Raw genomic sequence first — 17,291 nt, forward strand, 5'->3', positions numbered from 1 at the left:
CTTTTGAAGTCTATTTTATTATTTAAAAGCTAAATCTCTTAAAAAAAGTGCAATTTGAGGGAAAAAGATAAGTAATGCAGTTACAAAAAATAGTATTAATACAAAAGGTAAGGTACCTCTAATAACTTCAATATAAGGTCTTTTAAATACAGCAATTGCTGTAAAGATATCACAACCAAAAGGTGGGGTTGCAGAACCTATTGCTACTTGCAGAGTAACTAAAGTACCAACTAAAACAGGGTCAAGTCCTACTTCTTTTACAACTGGTGCAAAAATTGGCACAAGAATTAGTATTACAACAATAGGATCAACAAACATACACCCTACAAAAAATGCAAGTGAAATAACAAATAAAATCTGTTTTGGTCCCATTTCACTAATTCCTATTGAAGCTAATAACTCTTGAGGAATCTGAGCAAATGATATAACCCATGAAAACGCAGCTCCTGCTGCAACTAATATAAATACAACTCCTGTAATAAGCCCTGTTGATTTAGCAGTATCGAAAATATCTTTAAAGCCCATTGTTTTAAATACTAAACCTTCTAAAATTAAAGCATATAAAACACAAACAGAAGCTGCTTCTGTTGGACTAAAGATACCACCATAAATACCTCCAACTATAATAACAGGAAATCCAAGTGGCCAAAGAGCATCTCTTACAGCTTTTAATCTCTGGGCAGCACTTGCCTTTGGCTCTGTTGGAACATCATTTATAACAGCATAGATTACACTATAAATTGAGAAAAGTACAAGTATTAAAAGTCCAGGTCCAATTCCTGCAATAAATAACTCTGCAATTGAAGTTTCTGAAATTACTCCATAAATAATCATTCCAATACTAGGAGGAATTAAAAAAGCAATATCACTAGAATTAATAATTAAAGCTAGAATAAATGAGTCTTTATATCCAGATTTTAACATCTTAGGTCGCAAAGGAGAACCAACAGCTACAACAGTAGCTTGTGTTGAGCCTGATACTGCACCAAAAAGAGTACATGCTGTTGATGTACTAACAGCTAAACCACCTTTTATATGTCCAATAAACTTCATAACCATATCAATCAATCTATTTGCTGATTGACCTCTTGTCATAATATCAGCTGCAAAAATAAACATAGGAACAGCAACTAAAGAAGCTGGTTTAATACCTGCTAGAAACTGCTGTATTACAAACTCCATTTTGCTAACATCACCAAAAATTTCTAAAAATCCAACAAAAGTTCCAGCAACTAAAGGTACAATCATTGGAAAACCAAGTAGCAGAAGAACCAACATAACTGAAAAAATTAATAAAGCCATTTTATTCTCCCACTTCTAATCAACATCATGATATTCATCAATTACTTCTGTTGATAAATATACATCATCTTTTTGTATCAAATTTTTTATTGCTGTTAAAAAATATTGAACGCCCGTAACAAAAAAACCTACTGGAACCCAAACATATGTTGTATATACAGGTATTTGTAAAGCAGGTAAAATTCTTCCTGAATCCATTAGTTTATCAATATATCCCAATGAAAAATAAAAAAGTCCAAACATAACTATTGAAGTACAAAGTGTAATAAAAATCATAAACACTTTTCGAAGTTTCTTTGGTAAAGCGTCGTAAAGAGCAGACATTCTAATATGTCTTCCTTTTCTTGCAGCATATCCAATACCTGCAAAAGTAATAAGAACAATTAAAATTCTATTTAATTCACCACTAAAGAAAAAACTGTGGTCAAAAACAAATCTTCCAATAACATTAATAATTGTATTAGCTGCCATTAAAAGAACACCTGTGCCAAGTAAGATAGATTCTATCTTACTTAAGCTATTATCTACTAAATCAAGTAGATTTTGAAAGGTTTTAGAAGCTTTCCTATAATAATCCATAATATTACTTAGAAGCCTCTTTTAAATCTTCAAGCATCTGATTTAATATTTTTTCACCACTTTTACCAGTTAACTCAACAAATTTTTTATAAACTTTTTGAGCACCTTTTCTAAATGGCTCTCTTTGTTCATCTGTTAAAGTTACAAATTTAATTGATGGTTTATCTTTTTTGATTTTTTCTTTTGCTTTTTTGATTATACTTTTTTGATAATCTAAAATATAATTAAATGCATATTCACTTGCATTTTTAACTAACTTTTTATTCTCTTTAGAAAGTGAATCAAAAAATCTCTTGTTTGCCATTACAGCTGTTGTAAAGATATTATGTCCTATATCAGTTATAACCTCTGATACTTCATAAAGTTTTGCAGACTCAATCCAAAACATTGGATTTTCTTGACCATCAATAATCTTTGTTTGTAGTGAACCATAAACCTCACCCCAAGCCAAAGGCGTTGGAACTGCACCAAACTCTTTATAAGTTTCAACTAATAATGGTGAAGTCATTACACGAATTTTTTTACCATTTAAGTCCTCAGGTTTAGTAAAAGGTTCTTGTGTCGTAATAGAAACAGCACCCTCTGGAAACATTTTTAAAAGTTCTAAACCTTGTTTTGCATAAAGCTTAGGAAACATTTCATTGATAGCTTTTGAATTTTTGAAAAAGTTATCAATTGCTTTACTATTTTCAGGGAAAACATAAGGAAGTAAAAATGCTTGTGCTTCTGGAATTAGTGTTCCTGTAAAACCAGGTGATTGATCAACAAACTCTAAAATACCAGCTTGAGCTTGTTCCATTACATCTACAGACTCACCAAGTGTTCCATAAGGATAAATTTTGATCTTATTATCAGAATTTTTTTCAATGTATTCTTTGAATTTAGTTGCATAAACTCCTTGTACATCAGTTATACTCTCTTCAATAGCATACTTCCATGTAGCAGCTTGTGTAGATACGGCTAAGATACTACTAACTAATAGCCCTTTAATAAACTTGTTTTTCATTGTATTTCTCCTAAATTTATCTAAAATGATTTTAAAGTAAACAATAAAATTCACTAAATACAAGATACAACACTTATTGCATATTATATCAATCCTATAAAAATTTAACATGTTTATGATAACTTTTTTCTTAATTACAAATCATTTTTTACACATTTTGTGTAATTTTTACACGCATTGAGTACCAAAAATTGCACTTTATAGTAAAAAAATGACAGTAAAATTGTAAATTTTTAAATTTATGAAAAAAGTAACATAAAAATAGAATATTTAGTAGATAATTTAAATTATTTAGAAATTATCCCTTTAGGTTAGAACCTAAAGAGATATAATATTTTTAGTTAAAATCAGGTCTTGGAGTATCAAGAGTTGATTCAGGTAATTGTGGATAAGTAACTACAGGTTTTCTTCCTTTTAATGCTTTTAAGAAAGTTACAATCTCTTTTGCTTCACTATCTGAGATTTTTACTCCTAATTGAGTATAACCCATCTCTTTAACTGCTTTACTTAAAGACCAAACTTGTCCATTATGAAAATATGGAGCTGTTTCTGTAACATTTCTTAAAGTAGGAGTTTTTGCCATTCCATTTTTATCACCTTTAAAATCTCCAGCTTTTGCAAATGAATACTTAGCTACAGTTTCAAATGGTTGCATTGTCCCACCAAGTGCTATTCCATTGTGACAAGAAGCACAACCTTTATCAATAAAAGTATTTAAACCTTTTTTCTCAGCTTTACTTAATGCATCTGATTTTCCATTCATAAAGTCATCAAATCTTGAAGGAGTTACTAAAATCTTCTCAAAGATTGCAATTGTTGATGTGATTTTTTCAAAATCAATTTTTACATTATCTCCATATGCTTTTTTAAACTCTTCTATATATTCAGGTATTGAATTGATTCGTTTTTCAACTAAACCTTTTGGAGCTGCCATTTCTGGACCTGCTTGAACTGGACCTTGAGCTTGATCAGCTAGATGTGCACTTCTTCCATCCCAAAATTGTGCATCAAAAAATACTGAGTTATAAACTGTTGGAGAGTTTAAGTGGTGAGGATTTGCAGTCCATTTATGACCAACAGCAGCAGAAACACCATCAGCACCACCTAATCCTAGGTTATGACATGTATTACATGAAATAATTCCACTTTTTGAAATTCGTGGATCAAAATATAGTTTTTTACCCAACTCTACTTTTTCATCAGTAATTGGATCATTTTTATCATCAATTAGCTTTAATAATTCTAATTGACTTTGTGGTATTGCTTTTAAACCACTATTTTGTGCTTTTGTTACTAAAGAACTACTTGCAAACATAACACTTGCACTTAATGCAAAGATACTTAAAGTCTTACTTAACTTCATCTCATTCCCCTTATATTAAAATAATTTTAATTATAGGATAATTATTATTAATTGAAAATTAATTGTATAAATTTTTTGTACTATTTTATTTTATTAAATATTTTTTAAGTCTAATAGATATTTTTTGCTACAATTTCATCTTTTCCTTCAAAAAGTTTATCATCAGTTGCTTTTAATGCTTTGATTGCTAGTTTATTTGTTTTTTGCGCTATTATATTTGTATTTTCTGCTGTTTTTGCATTTTCTTGAGTATTTCTATCTAATTCTGACATTGTTGAATTAATTTGTACCATAACTTCACTTTGCTCTTTTGATGTTTTTGAAACATCTTCAACTAATTGTGTTGTTTCAGATATTTTTAATTCAAGTTTTTCAAAATCTTTAATCATTTCATTACTAATAGTTTTCCCATCATTTGTTTTTAAAGTTGCATTTTCAACTAATTCTTTAATCTCTTTAGCAGCTTGTGCACTTCTACTAGCAAGATTTCGTACCTCTTGAGCAACAACTGCAAATCCTTTTCCAGCTTCACCAGCAGTTGCAGCTTCTACTGCTGCATTTAAACTTAGAATATTTGTTTGAAATGCTATTTGATCTATTACAGTTATTGCTTCATTTATATTAGTTACTGTTTCATTTATATCTTCCATAGATTTAACTGTTTTAGATGCCATATTTTTACCATTTAAGGCTGCTTGTTTAGTTTCATTTGAGATTTTTGACATTTTTATTGATTGTCTTGTTGTATTTTCGATATTTGTAGTAACTTCTTCTATTGCAGCAGCTGTCTCTTCTAAACTAGCAGCTTGTTGAGTTGAAATTTGTGATAATGCATTTACATATTGTGTTAAAGAATTAGAATCATTTTCTAAATAAATTCCTGTTTTTCTACTATCTTTTAGCATTTGAGTTATTGTATGCCCTACACTATTTACATCTTGTGCTAACTTTTCCATACTTCCTTGCATTTTCGAAGAATCAACAAATTTAGTATAATCATAATCTCTATAACTACCAAGAACATTCATTATTGTTAAAATATTTTGTCTCATATTTTCTAACATTTGATTAATCACATCTTTTAATTCATTTAATGTTTCATTATTTGAACTAACAGATATTTTCTTACTTAAATGTCCTTGTTTTATCATATTAGCAACATTTGTTGTATCAGCAATTAATTCTGATTCTTTTTTTATATTCTCTTTTGTATTTTGAATATTTTCATTAATAATCCTAGCCATACTTCCAAATTCATCATTTGAATCAATCTTTATTTCATCAACACTTTTATTTTGATGATTATTTAAAAAACTAAAAAATCCAACTAAACCTTTATGAAATTTATTAATATTAGAAATAACTTGATTAGCAATATAATAAGAAGAGAAAAGGCAAAGTATTATCATAACAGAAGCTAATACAAAAGCAAAAGTTTTAAGTTTATTAACCTTTGATTTAGATTGAGTCAAAACTTCATTTACAGCTGTTTTAAGTATTTCTTCACTTTTTAAAACTATATCTTTCATATCTTTTAAAAGTCCTTCATTATTAGAAAGTCCTTTAATCTCTTCAGCTTGAACCAATGCTAAAAAATCTTCTCTATATTTTTTTAAGCTTGAATATATCTGTTTTTTTTGTTCTTTATTAATGTGTGTTTTATTACTTCTTACAACAAATCTTAATTTTCTAATTGTTAAATTAAACTTATCCACATAAGATTTATCTTTTCTTAACATAAAATCTTTTTCATGTCTTCTTAATTCAAGAAGTTTAACATTCATAGTTTGGTAACCCACCTCATCACCAATTTTTTGAACTTTATGAACTGTATTCCTTAAACTTCCATACAAGCCATCTTTGTGATTTAGTCCAATCTCTTTTTGTTTGCTTACTACTTTTTCAAAAATAGTTTTATACTCTTTTAAAGATTCTAAAAAATTATCAATTTGTTTTGTGCTAATAGAATTTGAAACAAGCAAACTATTAAGATTATTTGTATGATTAACTAATTCCTTATAATCTTTTAATAACTCTTGCGCAAAATTTATATTTAAACTATTTAAAAAGTTTTTCTCATTAATTCTTAATTTTAACATTTTTGATTGAAGAATTTCTATATCTTGGGAAGCTTTATTAATATTACTTACATTAGAAATTGCTAAAAACATCAACAAAGTAATAGCAGTAAGTCCAACCACTGCTATAATTGTTGATATTGATAGCTTTAATTTAACAGAAAGATTTTTCATTTTTTTCCTTGACATTAATATTGGCAGATTTTGCCAAAATATTATTACAAGTTGATTACAATATAATCATAAAAAATGCCCAAAATACTCCTTCTTTGTATTTAAATAATTTTCATTGTATACATTTGATTTTGTTATTGCTGATATTCTTTGGGTAATTTTTACACCTAAAGATTCAACATACTCTATTTTCTTAGGATTATTTGTTATTAATTTTATTGATTTAATATTTAAATCTTTAAAAATAAAATCAACAACACTATAATCTCTTTCATCTTCTTTAAAACCAAGTTCTAAGTTTGCTTGAACGGTATCCCTACCTTTATCTTGTAAAGCATAAGCATTTACTTTATTTAATAAACCAATATTTCTACCCTCTTGTCTATGATAAATAATCAAGCCACCCTTTTCACCTATAAATTTCAATGCTAACTCAAGTTGATTTTGACAATCACACTTTAAACTACCTAAGGTATCTCCGGTTAAGCATTCTGAATGTATTCTTACATAAGGAGACTCTATTTTTTCAAAATCTCTTGACATAATTACAAGATGTTCTTGATTGTCTTGTTTATAAGCTTTTATTCTAAATTTTCCATGTTTGCTAGGTAAATTTGCTATATTTGATGTTTTTATATCCATAATAATCTTCTTTATATTTATAATAGTTTTTTTTGAATTATATAACTTTTTTCTTAAGTGCAACTAAGTTGCATAATTAATATTTTATTCTTTAGTTTAAACTTTTTTGTTAATATGTCAAATAGACAAAATTTTTAGATTGTTAGTATATAATTAAAAAAAGGATTATTGATGTATGCACATGGGTTTATGCACTCTAGTTATTATTTAGCTGTGTTTTTTATTTTTTTAGTAATATTTATTATTGTTTTTTCAAAAAAAAGAAAAAAGAAACAAGAAAATCTAGAAAAATTAAAACAAAGATATATAAAAGGTGAAATAAGCAAAGAAGAGTATGAAGACTTAAAAAAATCAAGCTATAAAAAGTAATTACCTTTTATAGACTTGATATTTTTTACCTTTGATTTTATTGTTATTTAATTCTTTTAAGACTTTTAATTCATACTCTTTTTTTATTGCAACATAAGAGTGAAATGTAAAAATATCAATATTACCAATATCCTCACTTTTTAAACCTACTTGATGAATCAATGCACCAACAATATCACCAGCTCTTAATTTATTTTTTTTGCCACCATTAATATATAAAGTTCTATATTCTGGCATTAAATTATAAGATAAATCATCTTCTAAATTTTGTATTGAACTAAATTCAATATCATTATAAAGCTCTTTTATTTCTTCAATTTCATATTCATTGGTATATAAAGTAATTGCTTTACCCTTTGCTTGTGCTCTAGCAGTTCTTCCAATTCTATGGATATGGACTTTTTCATCTTTTGCTACATCATAGTTTATAACTAAATCAATATCATCAATATTTAATCCCCTTGAAGCAACATCTGTTGCAATCATAATAGGATAAGATTTATTTGAAAAAAGTACAATAGTTTCATCTCTTTGCTTTTGATCTAAATCACTGTTTAAAACAACACAATCAAAGCCTAATTCAAATATTTCATCTGCTAACTCTTCACAAGTTAGTTTTCTATTACAAAAAATCAAAACAGAACTTGCTTTATTTGATGAGATTAAAGAAGGAATAAGTGAAGTTTTTGAAGCTTGTGCAATCTTATAAAAAACTTGCGTAATTTTTTGATTTGAGTGTATATCATCATCTTGTATAAATATTGGATTATTTAAAATGTCTTTTGCTAAAACTTTTATATTTTCTTCAAAAGTTGCAGAAAATAATGAAGTTTGTCTATTATCTTTTGGCAATTCATTAACTATTGAAATCACATCTTCATAAAATCCCATATCAAGCATTTTGTCAGCTTCATCTAAAACTAATGTCTTAATATTTTCTAACTCTATATTATTTTCACTAATATGTTTTAATAATCTTCCAGGAGTTCCAACTACAATATGCGCTTTATGTTTTAATGAAGCTGCTTGTGGCTTAAAAGGAACTCCTCCACATAAAGTTAAAACTTTTACATTATGAATATGCCTACAAAGTTTTTTAATCTCTTGTGCAACTTGATTTGCTAGCTCTCTTGTTGGGCAAATCACCATTGATTGAATTGTAAACTTTTTTACTTCTAACTTTTCAACAAGAGGAATACTAAAAGATATGGTTTTTCCACTACCTGTTTTTGCTTGTGCTATTACATCACTATTATTAAGTAATAAAGGAAGAGTTTTTTCTTGAATTTTAGTCATATTTTTAAACTCTAAAGAGTTAAGATTTTCTAAAAGTTCTTTAGAAATATTAAGAGAATTAAATGTTGAGATAATGAAACCTTTTTAATTAGTATTATAACATATTTTGCAAAATAGTAAACAAAAAATTAAAAAGCTATTAAGCAATATTTATATATTCTAATTAATAATAAAAGAATAGGCAACATTAAAAAAACAATAAAGTGTCAAAAAGGGGTCACAATGCTTTCTAGAATGTCGATAAAGCAAAAGCTTATATTAATAATGTCAATACCTTTATGCGTAGTTATTCTACTAGCAGCAAAATTAGGTTATGACTCATATAAATATAATGATAACTTAAAGCAATTAGATAAAGTTATTATACTTTCTACAAAAATAGGTGCTTTAGTACATGAAACTCAAAAAGAGAGAGGTATGACAGCTGGTTATTTAGGAAGTAAAGGAACAAAGTTTCAAAATAAGCTTCCAAGTCAACGAAATCTAACAGATAATAAGCTTCAAGATATAAAAGCTTTTTTATCAAACTTTAATGAAAATAACTACTCTGAAGAGTTTAGAAGTAATCTTGAAAATAGTTTACAAAATCTTACAAGATTATCAAAGATTAGATCAGAAGTTACAAATTTACAAATAAAAACTTCTGATGCAATAGGCTATTATACAAACACAAATGCCATGCTTTTAAATACTATTAGTAGTATTACAAAACTTTCAAGCAATGCCAAAGTTTCACAAGACTTGATTGCATACATGAACTTTTTACTTTCAAAAGAGAGAGCTGGGATTGAAAGGGCTGTTGGAACAAATACTTTTGCAAGGGACAATTTTGGACCTGGAATGAAAGCAAAGTTTTACAATCTTATAGCAGCACAAAACTCTTACATGGATTCATTTTTAAAAGTTTCTGACACCTTAGCAAAAAACTTTTATGCACAAACTGTAAGAGGAGAAGCTGTTGAAGAAGTAAATAAGATGAGGAATACTGCACTTTATAGTCAAAAAGATTCAAATTTTGGAGTAGATGCAGCCTATTGGTTTGATACAATTACTAAAAAAATTAATTTATTAAAAAAAGTAGAAAATTTCTTAGCTGAACATTTAATTGAAACAATTAATAATGAGATGAGTGATGCTAAATATGAAATGATACTTTTTGGTATTTTAAGTGCAATTGGTGTTTTACTTACTCTAATTTTAGCAAGAACTATTGCATTTACAATATTAATAGATGTTGATCTAGTAAGAAAAGGATTAACAGACTTTTTTGCTTTTATTAACTTTGAAAAAGATGATATAAATCTTGAAATTGTTGATTCAAAAGATGAGTTAGGAATGATGTCTAAACTTATCAATGAAAATATCAATAAAACAAAAGCAAATATTCAAGCTGATAAAAGATTGATTGCAAATACAATTGAAGTAGCAAATAAGATTAATAAAGGTCATTTAGATACAAGAATTTCAGAAGACTCGAACAATCCTGCATTAAGTGAATTAAAAAATATTATAAATCAGATGCTTGAAACATTAAATTCTAACTTTGAAAATATTATGACAGTTCTTAATTCATATTCAAAATTAGATTTTAAACCAAAACTTGAAGATAATAATCTTGAGGGTATAATAAAAGAGCTTGAAGATGATGTAAATATTTTAAGAGATGTAATTACAGAAACATTAATAGAGAATAAAAAAACAGGCTTAATTCTTAATCAAAGTGCAAATACACTAACTTTAAACATGGATCAAATTGCAAATGCTGCAAATAGCCAAGCAACATCACTTGAAGAAACAGCAGCAAGCCTAGAAGAGATAACATCAAATATCAAAAATAACACAGAAACAACTGTTCAAATGGCTAGTTACGGTGAAAAAGTTAAATACTCTGTATCTTCAGGAAGAGAATTAGCAAACAGCACAGCTAGCTCTATGGAAGATATAAATAATCAAACTAATGCAATTACAGAAGCAATTACAGTAATTGATCAAATCTCATTTCAAACAAATATTTTATCATTAAATGCTGCTGTTGAAGCTTCAACAGCAGGTGAAGCTGGAAAAGGATTTGCGGTTGTTGCTCAAGAAGTAAGAAATCTTGCAAACAGAAGTGCAGAAGCAGCAAAACAAATTAAAGATTTAGTTGAACAAGCACAACAAAAAACAACTGAAGGTAAAAAAGTTGCTGATAATATGATTACAGGTTATGAAGAGTTAAATGAGAATATTACTAAAACTTTAGACTTAATAGATAATGTTACAACTGCTAGTAAAGAGCAATCAACAGGTATGATTCAAATAAATGATGCAGTAAATAACTTAGATAAGATAACACAAGAGAATGCTCAAAATGCTTCACAAGCTGATGTTATTGCTAAAAAAACTCTTGAAATATCAAATATGATTATTGAACATGCAGATGCAAAAGATTTTGATGGAAAAAATAGTATCACAATAGAAAAAGAAGAGAATAGAACAAATCACAACTTTCAAAATAAAGAAAACTCTAAAGTAAAAAAGAGAATAAAAAGTGATAATAAATTTTCAGATAATACATCAAATGATGATTGGGAAAGTTTCTAATATTTCATATAGAAGTAGATTATCTACTTCTATGGGAGTGTTAGAAAATCTGTGTCAATCTGATATAATAAATATTATAAGGATTGATATAGATGGAAGAGAAAAAACAATTTGATTTTAATGAAGCAGTACAAGATTTACTTGCAGGTAAAAATATAAATGGTAAAGATGGAGTACTTGCTCCTTTGGTGAAACAATTAGTAGAAGCTGCTTTAGAAGCAGAATTAGATTCTCATATAACTCAAGATGTATTTGCTGGAAATAAAAATAGAAAGAATGGTAAAACCTCTAAAACAATAAAATCAACAAGTGGTTCCTTTGAATTGAATACTCCAAGAGATAGAACAGGTTCTTTTGAACCACAACTTGTAAAGAAAAACCAAACAACAATATCTAATGAAATAGAAGAAAAAATATTATCTATGTATGGTTTGGGATTAAGCTATAGAGATATTATAAAACATATTGAAGAGATATATCAAATACAATTATCAAGTGCAACAATAAATGCTATTACAGATAAAATTATAGATAAGGTAAAAGCTTGGCAAAGTAGACCCTTAGAATCTATTTATCCATTTGTTTGGCTTGATGCAATACATTATAAAATAAAAGATGGTGGAAAGTATGTAACAAAAGCAGTTTACACAGTTTTAGGGATGGGAATTGATGGTAAAAAAGATATTCTAGGTTTGTATCTATCTCAAAGTGAGGGAGCCAATTTTTGGCTTAGTGTTCTAACTGATTTAAATAATAGAGGATTAGAAGATATACTAATTGCTTCAGTTGATGGACTAAAAGGCTTTCCAGAAGCTATTAAGACGATATTTCCTAAAACAGAAGTACAACTTTGTGTTGTACATCAAATAAGGAACTCATTGAAGTATGTAGCTTCTAAAGATCAAAAAGAGTTTATGAGAGATTTAAAGCTTGTATATCAAGCAACAAGAAAAGAACTTGCAGAAGAAGAGCTTATAAAACTAGATGAAAAATGGGGTAAAAAATACCCAATAGTACTTCAATCTTGGCAAAATAAATGGGAGAATTTATCTTATTATTTTAAATACCCAACTGCAATTAGAAAGATAATGTATACAACTAATATTATAGAATCAGTGCATAGGCAATTTAGAAAATTAACCAAAACAAAAGGAGCATTTCCAAATGAGAATTCACTTTTAAAATTGTTGTATATGGGAATATTAAATGCAAAAGAAAAATGGACTCAACCAGTTCATAATTGGAGTTTAACAATCTCCCAACTTGCTATATTTTTCGAAGGGAGATTGGATAACTATTTAGAGTTGTAACAAGTATGAATTTGTTACTTTAGGTGACTTGACACAGAATTTCTAACACTCCCGAATTTATAACGGTCTCACTTCTATAGTTCAATTAATCTTTCAAACATCTCTTTAATTTCTGTTTCATGACTGATTAAAAATATCTGCCTATATTGCTCTTTTATTGTATGAAAGGCCTCAAGTATTTCTAGTCTTCTAGTTTCATCTTGACTTCCAAAAACTTCATCAAATGCTAAAAATCCAATTTGAGAACTTCCATTTAACTCCATTAATGTTTTTGAAATAGCAATTCGTAAAACTAAATTTGCCAAATCAACCTCTCCACCACTAAACCTTTCAATTGGGTATTTTTTCCCATCATCATAAATATAAAAATCAAAATCATTTGAAACTTCTATAAATTGATATTTCCCTTTTGTAATTTTAGAATACATATTTGATGCAATTTGAGATATTTTTGGAGCAATTTTTGAATTAATATTTGTTTTAAACTCAGCCATAGATAGTTTTAATTTTGTATAATCATTTAAATCTTCAATCTTAACTTGAAGTTTTATTTTTTGCTCTTCATTCTCTTTTAATCTGTTATTTATACTATTTATCTCACCATTAATTTTTGATTCTTGAAGTTTTTTATTATAAAGCAATTCTGTTAAATCATCTTTTTTTCTAAGAGTTTCATCTAAATTCTTTTTCAATAAAATATGAGTATTCTCATCATATAATATCTCTTTTACATCATTTTTCAATTGACTTATTTTTAAAACTAAAGACTCTTTTTCTTTTACTGCTTCTTTTAAAGAGATGAGTAATTTATTTTCACCTTGCAATTGTGCTTCTAAACTTATTAAATATTCATATTCAACTTTTAAATTTTGAAACTTATCAATCATATCTTCATGTAGTTTTTTGTCATATATATACTCTTGAAGTTTTTCAATAGCTTCGTTATTTCCTTTTCCTCTTGTTTCTATATCATTTAAATATGATTTACTTTTTAATAAATCCTTTTTTCTTTCATTTAAAATATTTAGTTTGGAATGAATCTCTTTTTCTTTTAATACAGTTTTATCATACTCATCTTGTTTTATTTCAATTCTTTTATTTAATTCTTCTAATTTTGATTCATAAATATAAATATTTTTCTCATAAGTTTTTTCTATTAGCTCATACAATGAATTTAAAACCTTATCATAATCATCTAATAGTTCTCTAGTACAAGTAGGACACTTAGAGTTTTTACCTAAACTTTGAATAGTTTGAATCTTTGATTTAGTATCTTTAATTAGATTTTGTTCTCCTGCTATTTTATCCCTAAGTTCTCGTTCATCAATCTTTTTATCTTGTAGCTGTTTTTGATACAACTTTATTTTATCTTTTAGCTCTTTTTGTTCTAATTGCACAGAATTAATATTTACTATTTCTTCTTCTAAAAACTTTATATCGTCTTTTTGTTTTTTATATGCAAGTCTTAACTCATCTCTTTCTTTTATAAGTCCAATTTTCTTTAAATATTTTTCTTTTAAATCATCTTGTTGCTTTAAACTATTTACAATTTTTTCATAATCACTTTTGAGAATTTTTTTTATTTTATACTCTTCTTTTTTTGCTTCTAATTGAGTTTTTTGAGTTTGCAATTCATTTATATTTTTTATTGTTGATTCTAATTTTGACTCAAAAAGTTTAATTTTATTTTGATAATCATTTTTTTGTTCTTTTATCTTCTCAAAACGAACTAACTGTTCTTTAATTAATTTTTCTTCATCTATAAGTTTTTGTTTTTGTTCTTCTCTTAAATTGATTTTCTCTTTTAGTATTTTTAAAGACTCTTTATAATTTTTAATATGTGTTTCATATTCATCTACTTGCTCAATACTTAATAAAAAAGAAGAAAAACTCTTTATCTCTTTATTTAAATCTGAAATACTCTCTTTTAAAAATTTTTCAATTTGATCAATTTTTTCTAATCCTAAAAGTTTTCTTATCATCTTTTTACGATGTTCATTATCTAAACTACTAAGACTTGTTAACTCTTTTTGTGAAGCAAATAGTGTATTTAAAAATGCGTCTTTTGTCATTTTTGTCATATTAATAATATACTTAGTTACATCTTTTGCACCATTTACAATTAATTCATCATTTTTATAAAGTTTTGCAATTGCATTTAAATTCTTTCCTCTAAACTCTCTTATTACTTTATAGTTTAGATTTTCAAACTCAAATTCAAGCAATACAATCAATTCATCTTTACTATTTGCTCTTACATTCTTAATTAACTCTTTTGAACCTTTAGATTTAAGTTCTCCATATAATGCAAATAGTATTGCATCAAAGATAGTTGATTTTCCACTTCCATTTTTTCCAATTATTCCAGTTAGTCCATCATAAAAGTCTATTTCAAAATCTTTATATTTCTTGAAGTTTTTTAAACTAAGTTTAGTTAATATCATCATAACTTTCCTCATACTTAGCAAAAAGTTCATCTGATTTAGACTTTAATCTTTCATATTCATCTTTTGTACAATATTCTTCTAAAAACTCTGTAAAATACTCTTTTAAAGATATTGCTTGTATATCATCAACTTTAAAATCTTCTTCTTTTATAAACTCTCTTTTAACAAGAACTTGCAAACAATTAGTAAAATACTCTTTTATTTGAAGATTTGAGATGTCTATAGATTTTAAAGCTGTTAAATTTTTTATTATAACTTGTATAATTGCTCCACTAAGATTTGATTTATCGATTAAACTTAGCTCTTTTTCAAAATCATTTCCATCAATCTCAAAGCTATAAAAAGGTCTAATTGAAATATGTTTAAAATCAAGCTCTAAACTATTATTTAGATTTACTAAAATATATCCCTTATTGTTTCTTTTATCATTTAAAGAAGTTCTTTCACTACTTCCACTATAAAATACATTTTCATATTTTCCAACTTTTGAAAATCCATGCCAATGTCCAAGGGCAACATAATCCATTTTCTCAAAAATATACTCTTTATCTTTAGGATAAACAAACTCTCCAAACTCACTCATCAAATATGATGCTCCAACACTACAATGTAACATCATGATATTTTTTTTCGTATTCTTAATAGAAGATTCCAATTTATCAAGTTCATTATAAATAGCATTTTCCTCATTTAAATGAGGAATAGTATGAAATATAATATTATCAAATTCAAAAGATTCATATTTACATGAGTAAGCACAATAAATATTGGTAAAATTATCGAATATTGAAAGAATAGGTTTTGAGCTTATAGTTCTTGGAGTAGAATGGTTTCCTGCAATTAAAATTATAGGTATATTCAAACTATTTAAGTATGCAAATTTATCTAGTGCAAATGCAATTGCTCTATTACTTGGACTACTCCTATGAAATAAATCCCCTGTATGAATAATATAATCAGGTTTAATCTTAATAATACTTTGAACTATATCATCAAATGCTTTATAAAAATCAGCTTCACGTTGATTTATACCATCACTATTTAATATATCTAAATCATTAAAACCTAAATGGGTATCACTAAAATGTATAATCTTCAAAATTTATCCATTCAATATAAAATTAAAGTAAAAAGTCACAATAATTTTACTTATTAAAAATATAATATACCTTTTAAATCAAAAGGTGTATTATGTTAAGTTTTTCAGCTTTATTGGTAATAGTTATTGCACTATACATAGCTTTAATTACATCATTACTTATATAAGTATTATTTTAATAAATAAGGCAAATCTCTTTTTAAACTCTCAAGTAAACCTTCATTTAAAAATAGTTTTGCATACTCTTTATTCTTATTTTTATAAGCATATGAACAAACATATCTATTCTTTTGAATAACAGAAATTGCATGTTCTAAATTGGCTTTATTCTCTTCATTTGAATTATAATACTTATACATCTGCTCTAAAGGCTTTTCAAAATTTGTATCTTTTAAAAAAACAACACTTTCATCTAGAAACTCAATAACATTTTCTTTTCCAGACTTTATATTACAAAATGCAGCTTGAACATCATCCATTTTTATATCAAATTTATAGCCTGCTAAAAGTAATTTTTTCACATTTTCTATATCATTTTCTTGAAAATAATATTGCAATAAAAGTTTACAATAATGATTTAATAAATCTTCCTCTTCATTTGCTAGTTCATCTAATATAATATCAACATCTTTAATCTTATTATTTTTAATAAATTCATTATGAAATATACCAATTTGCCCAATAATTTCATGTAGTCTATCACTCATTATTTTTCCTTATAAAATATTAGATATTATATCTACTAAATTTTAATATGATGTTAATCGTTTAATAATATAAAAAGAAACAATAAATAAAAAGGCAAACCTGTAAAAGAATATAGATGTAAGGAATAAAAATAAAAAGAGTAAATGTAAGGCAGAATAAGCAATAAATAAAGTAAAGGCTAAAAAAAAAGCCCATATCTAAGATAACTTAAATAAGTTAAAATAGATAAGGGCTTATAAAAACTCAAGAGCTGGCAGAGGCCTACGTTTCCACACCTGAAAGGTGCAGTATTATCAGCGCAGAAGTGCTTGACTTCCAGGTTCGGTATGGATCTG

Annotated in this window: 12 protein-coding genes and 1 pseudogene; 3 read left to right on the plus strand and 10 right to left on the minus strand. The window is 26.6% G+C overall.

Annotated features, from left to right (window positions below):
* Positions 1-18 precede the first annotated feature (18 nt).
* The 6 genes from ACTCCZ_RS06155 to ribA form a co-directional block, all read right to left on the minus strand.
* On the minus strand, positions 19-1,302 hold the full coding sequence (locus ACTCCZ_RS06155; RefSeq protein ID WP_079577793.1) for a TRAP transporter large permease: 1,284 nt from the start codon (positions 1,300-1,302) through the stop codon (positions 19-21).
* A 15-nt stretch (positions 1,303-1,317) separates the two neighbouring features.
* Complete coding sequence (locus tag ACTCCZ_RS06160) at positions 1,318-1,881, minus strand: TRAP transporter small permease (RefSeq protein WP_079577792.1); 564 nt, start codon at positions 1,879-1,881, stop codon at positions 1,318-1,320.
* Positions 1,882-1,885: 4 nt separating this feature from the next.
* The gene (dctP, locus tag ACTCCZ_RS06165) at positions 1,886-2,887 is read right to left on the minus strand and encodes a TRAP transporter substrate-binding protein DctP (protein ID WP_079577791.1); all 1,002 of its coding nucleotides are present in this window, start codon (positions 2,885-2,887) and stop codon (positions 1,886-1,888) included.
* Positions 2,888-3,224: 337 nt separating this feature from the next.
* The gene (locus ACTCCZ_RS06170; RefSeq protein WP_079577790.1) at positions 3,225-4,250 is read right to left on the minus strand and encodes a cytochrome-c peroxidase; all 1,026 of its coding nucleotides are present in this window, start codon (positions 4,248-4,250) and stop codon (positions 3,225-3,227) included.
* Between the two features lie 110 nt (positions 4,251-4,360).
* Positions 4,361-6,502, minus strand: coding sequence for a methyl-accepting chemotaxis protein (locus ACTCCZ_RS06175; RefSeq protein ID WP_159445725.1), 2,142 nt, complete (start codon positions 6,500-6,502; stop codon positions 4,361-4,363).
* A 66-nt stretch (positions 6,503-6,568) separates the two neighbouring features.
* Positions 6,569-7,144: a GTP cyclohydrolase II gene (gene ribA / locus ACTCCZ_RS06180; protein WP_079577788.1), complete on the minus strand. Its 576-nt coding sequence runs from the start codon at positions 7,142-7,144 to the stop codon at positions 6,569-6,571.
* Between the two features lie 171 nt (positions 7,145-7,315).
* Here ribA and ACTCCZ_RS06185 point away from each other — a divergent pair, with 171 nt between their 5' ends.
* Entirely contained in the window at positions 7,316-7,513 is a 198-nt protein-coding gene (locus tag ACTCCZ_RS06185) for an SHOCT domain-containing protein (protein WP_079577787.1), read from the plus strand.
* Here the strand turns inward: ACTCCZ_RS06185 and dbpA are convergent, their stop codons facing one another.
* Entirely contained in the window at positions 7,514-8,884 is a 1,371-nt protein-coding gene (gene dbpA / locus ACTCCZ_RS06190; RefSeq protein WP_463187200.1) for an ATP-dependent RNA helicase DbpA, read from the minus strand. It abuts the gene before it with no gap.
* A 147-nt stretch (positions 8,885-9,031) separates the two neighbouring features.
* Between dbpA and ACTCCZ_RS06195 the strand changes: the two are divergent.
* Positions 9,032-11,266, plus strand: a pseudogene (locus ACTCCZ_RS06195) (methyl-accepting chemotaxis protein); the annotation flags it as partial.
* A 218-nt stretch (positions 11,267-11,484) separates the two neighbouring features.
* The gene (locus tag ACTCCZ_RS06200; protein ID WP_079577784.1) at positions 11,485-12,702 is read left to right on the plus strand and encodes an IS256 family transposase; all 1,218 of its coding nucleotides are present in this window, start codon (positions 11,485-11,487) and stop codon (positions 12,700-12,702) included.
* 74 nt (positions 12,703-12,776) lie between these two features.
* Here ACTCCZ_RS06200 and ACTCCZ_RS06205 read toward each other — a convergent pair whose 3' ends face one another.
* The 3 genes from ACTCCZ_RS06205 to ACTCCZ_RS06215 all read right to left on the minus strand — a co-directional run bounded on the left by ACTCCZ_RS06205 (position 12,777) and on the right by ACTCCZ_RS06215 (position 16,955).
* Complete coding sequence (locus tag ACTCCZ_RS06205) at positions 12,777-15,149, minus strand: AAA family ATPase (RefSeq protein ID WP_228145295.1); 2,373 nt, start codon at positions 15,147-15,149, stop codon at positions 12,777-12,779.
* Complete coding sequence (locus ACTCCZ_RS06210; RefSeq protein ID WP_079577783.1) at positions 15,133-16,248, minus strand: metallophosphoesterase family protein; 1,116 nt, start codon at positions 16,246-16,248, stop codon at positions 15,133-15,135. Before ACTCCZ_RS06210 ends, ACTCCZ_RS06205 begins: the two co-directional genes overlap by 17 nt.
* A gap of 170 nt (positions 16,249-16,418) precedes the next feature.
* Positions 16,419-16,955, minus strand: coding sequence for a hypothetical protein (locus tag ACTCCZ_RS06215; RefSeq protein WP_079577782.1), 537 nt, complete (start codon positions 16,953-16,955; stop codon positions 16,419-16,421).
* Positions 16,956-17,291 lie beyond the last annotated feature (336 nt).

The sequence above is a fragment of the Malaciobacter sp. genome, from assembly GCF_055140965.1.

Coding starts and splice junctions, on each gene's coding strand:
- ACTCCZ_RS06155 (WP_079577793.1), bottom strand. CDS start 1,302: ATGGCTTTATTAATTTTTTCAGTTATGTTGGTTCTTCTGCTACTTGGT.
- ACTCCZ_RS06160 (WP_079577792.1), bottom strand. CDS start 1,881: ATGGATTATTATAGGAAAGCTTCTAAAACCTTTCAAAATCTACTTGAT.
- dctP (WP_079577791.1), bottom strand. CDS start 2,887: ATGAAAAACAAGTTTATTAAAGGGCTATTAGTTAGTAGTATCTTAGCC.
- ACTCCZ_RS06170 (WP_079577790.1), bottom strand. CDS start 4,250: ATGAAGTTAAGTAAGACTTTAAGTATCTTTGCATTAAGTGCAAGTGTT.
- ACTCCZ_RS06175 (WP_159445725.1), bottom strand. CDS start 6,502: ATGAAAAATCTTTCTGTTAAATTAAAGCTATCAATATCAACAATTATA.
- ribA (WP_079577788.1), bottom strand. CDS start 7,144: ATGGATATAAAAACATCAAATATAGCAAATTTACCTAGCAAACATGGA.
- ACTCCZ_RS06185 (WP_079577787.1), top strand. CDS start 7,316: ATGTATGCACATGGGTTTATGCACTCTAGTTATTATTTAGCTGTGTTT.
- ACTCCZ_RS06200 (WP_079577784.1), top strand. CDS start 11,485: ATGGAAGAGAAAAAACAATTTGATTTTAATGAAGCAGTACAAGATTTA.
- ACTCCZ_RS06205 (WP_228145295.1), bottom strand. CDS start 15,149: ATGATGATATTAACTAAACTTAGTTTAAAAAACTTCAAGAAATATAAA.
- ACTCCZ_RS06215 (WP_079577782.1), bottom strand. CDS start 16,955: ATGAGTGATAGACTACATGAAATTATTGGGCAAATTGGTATATTTCAT.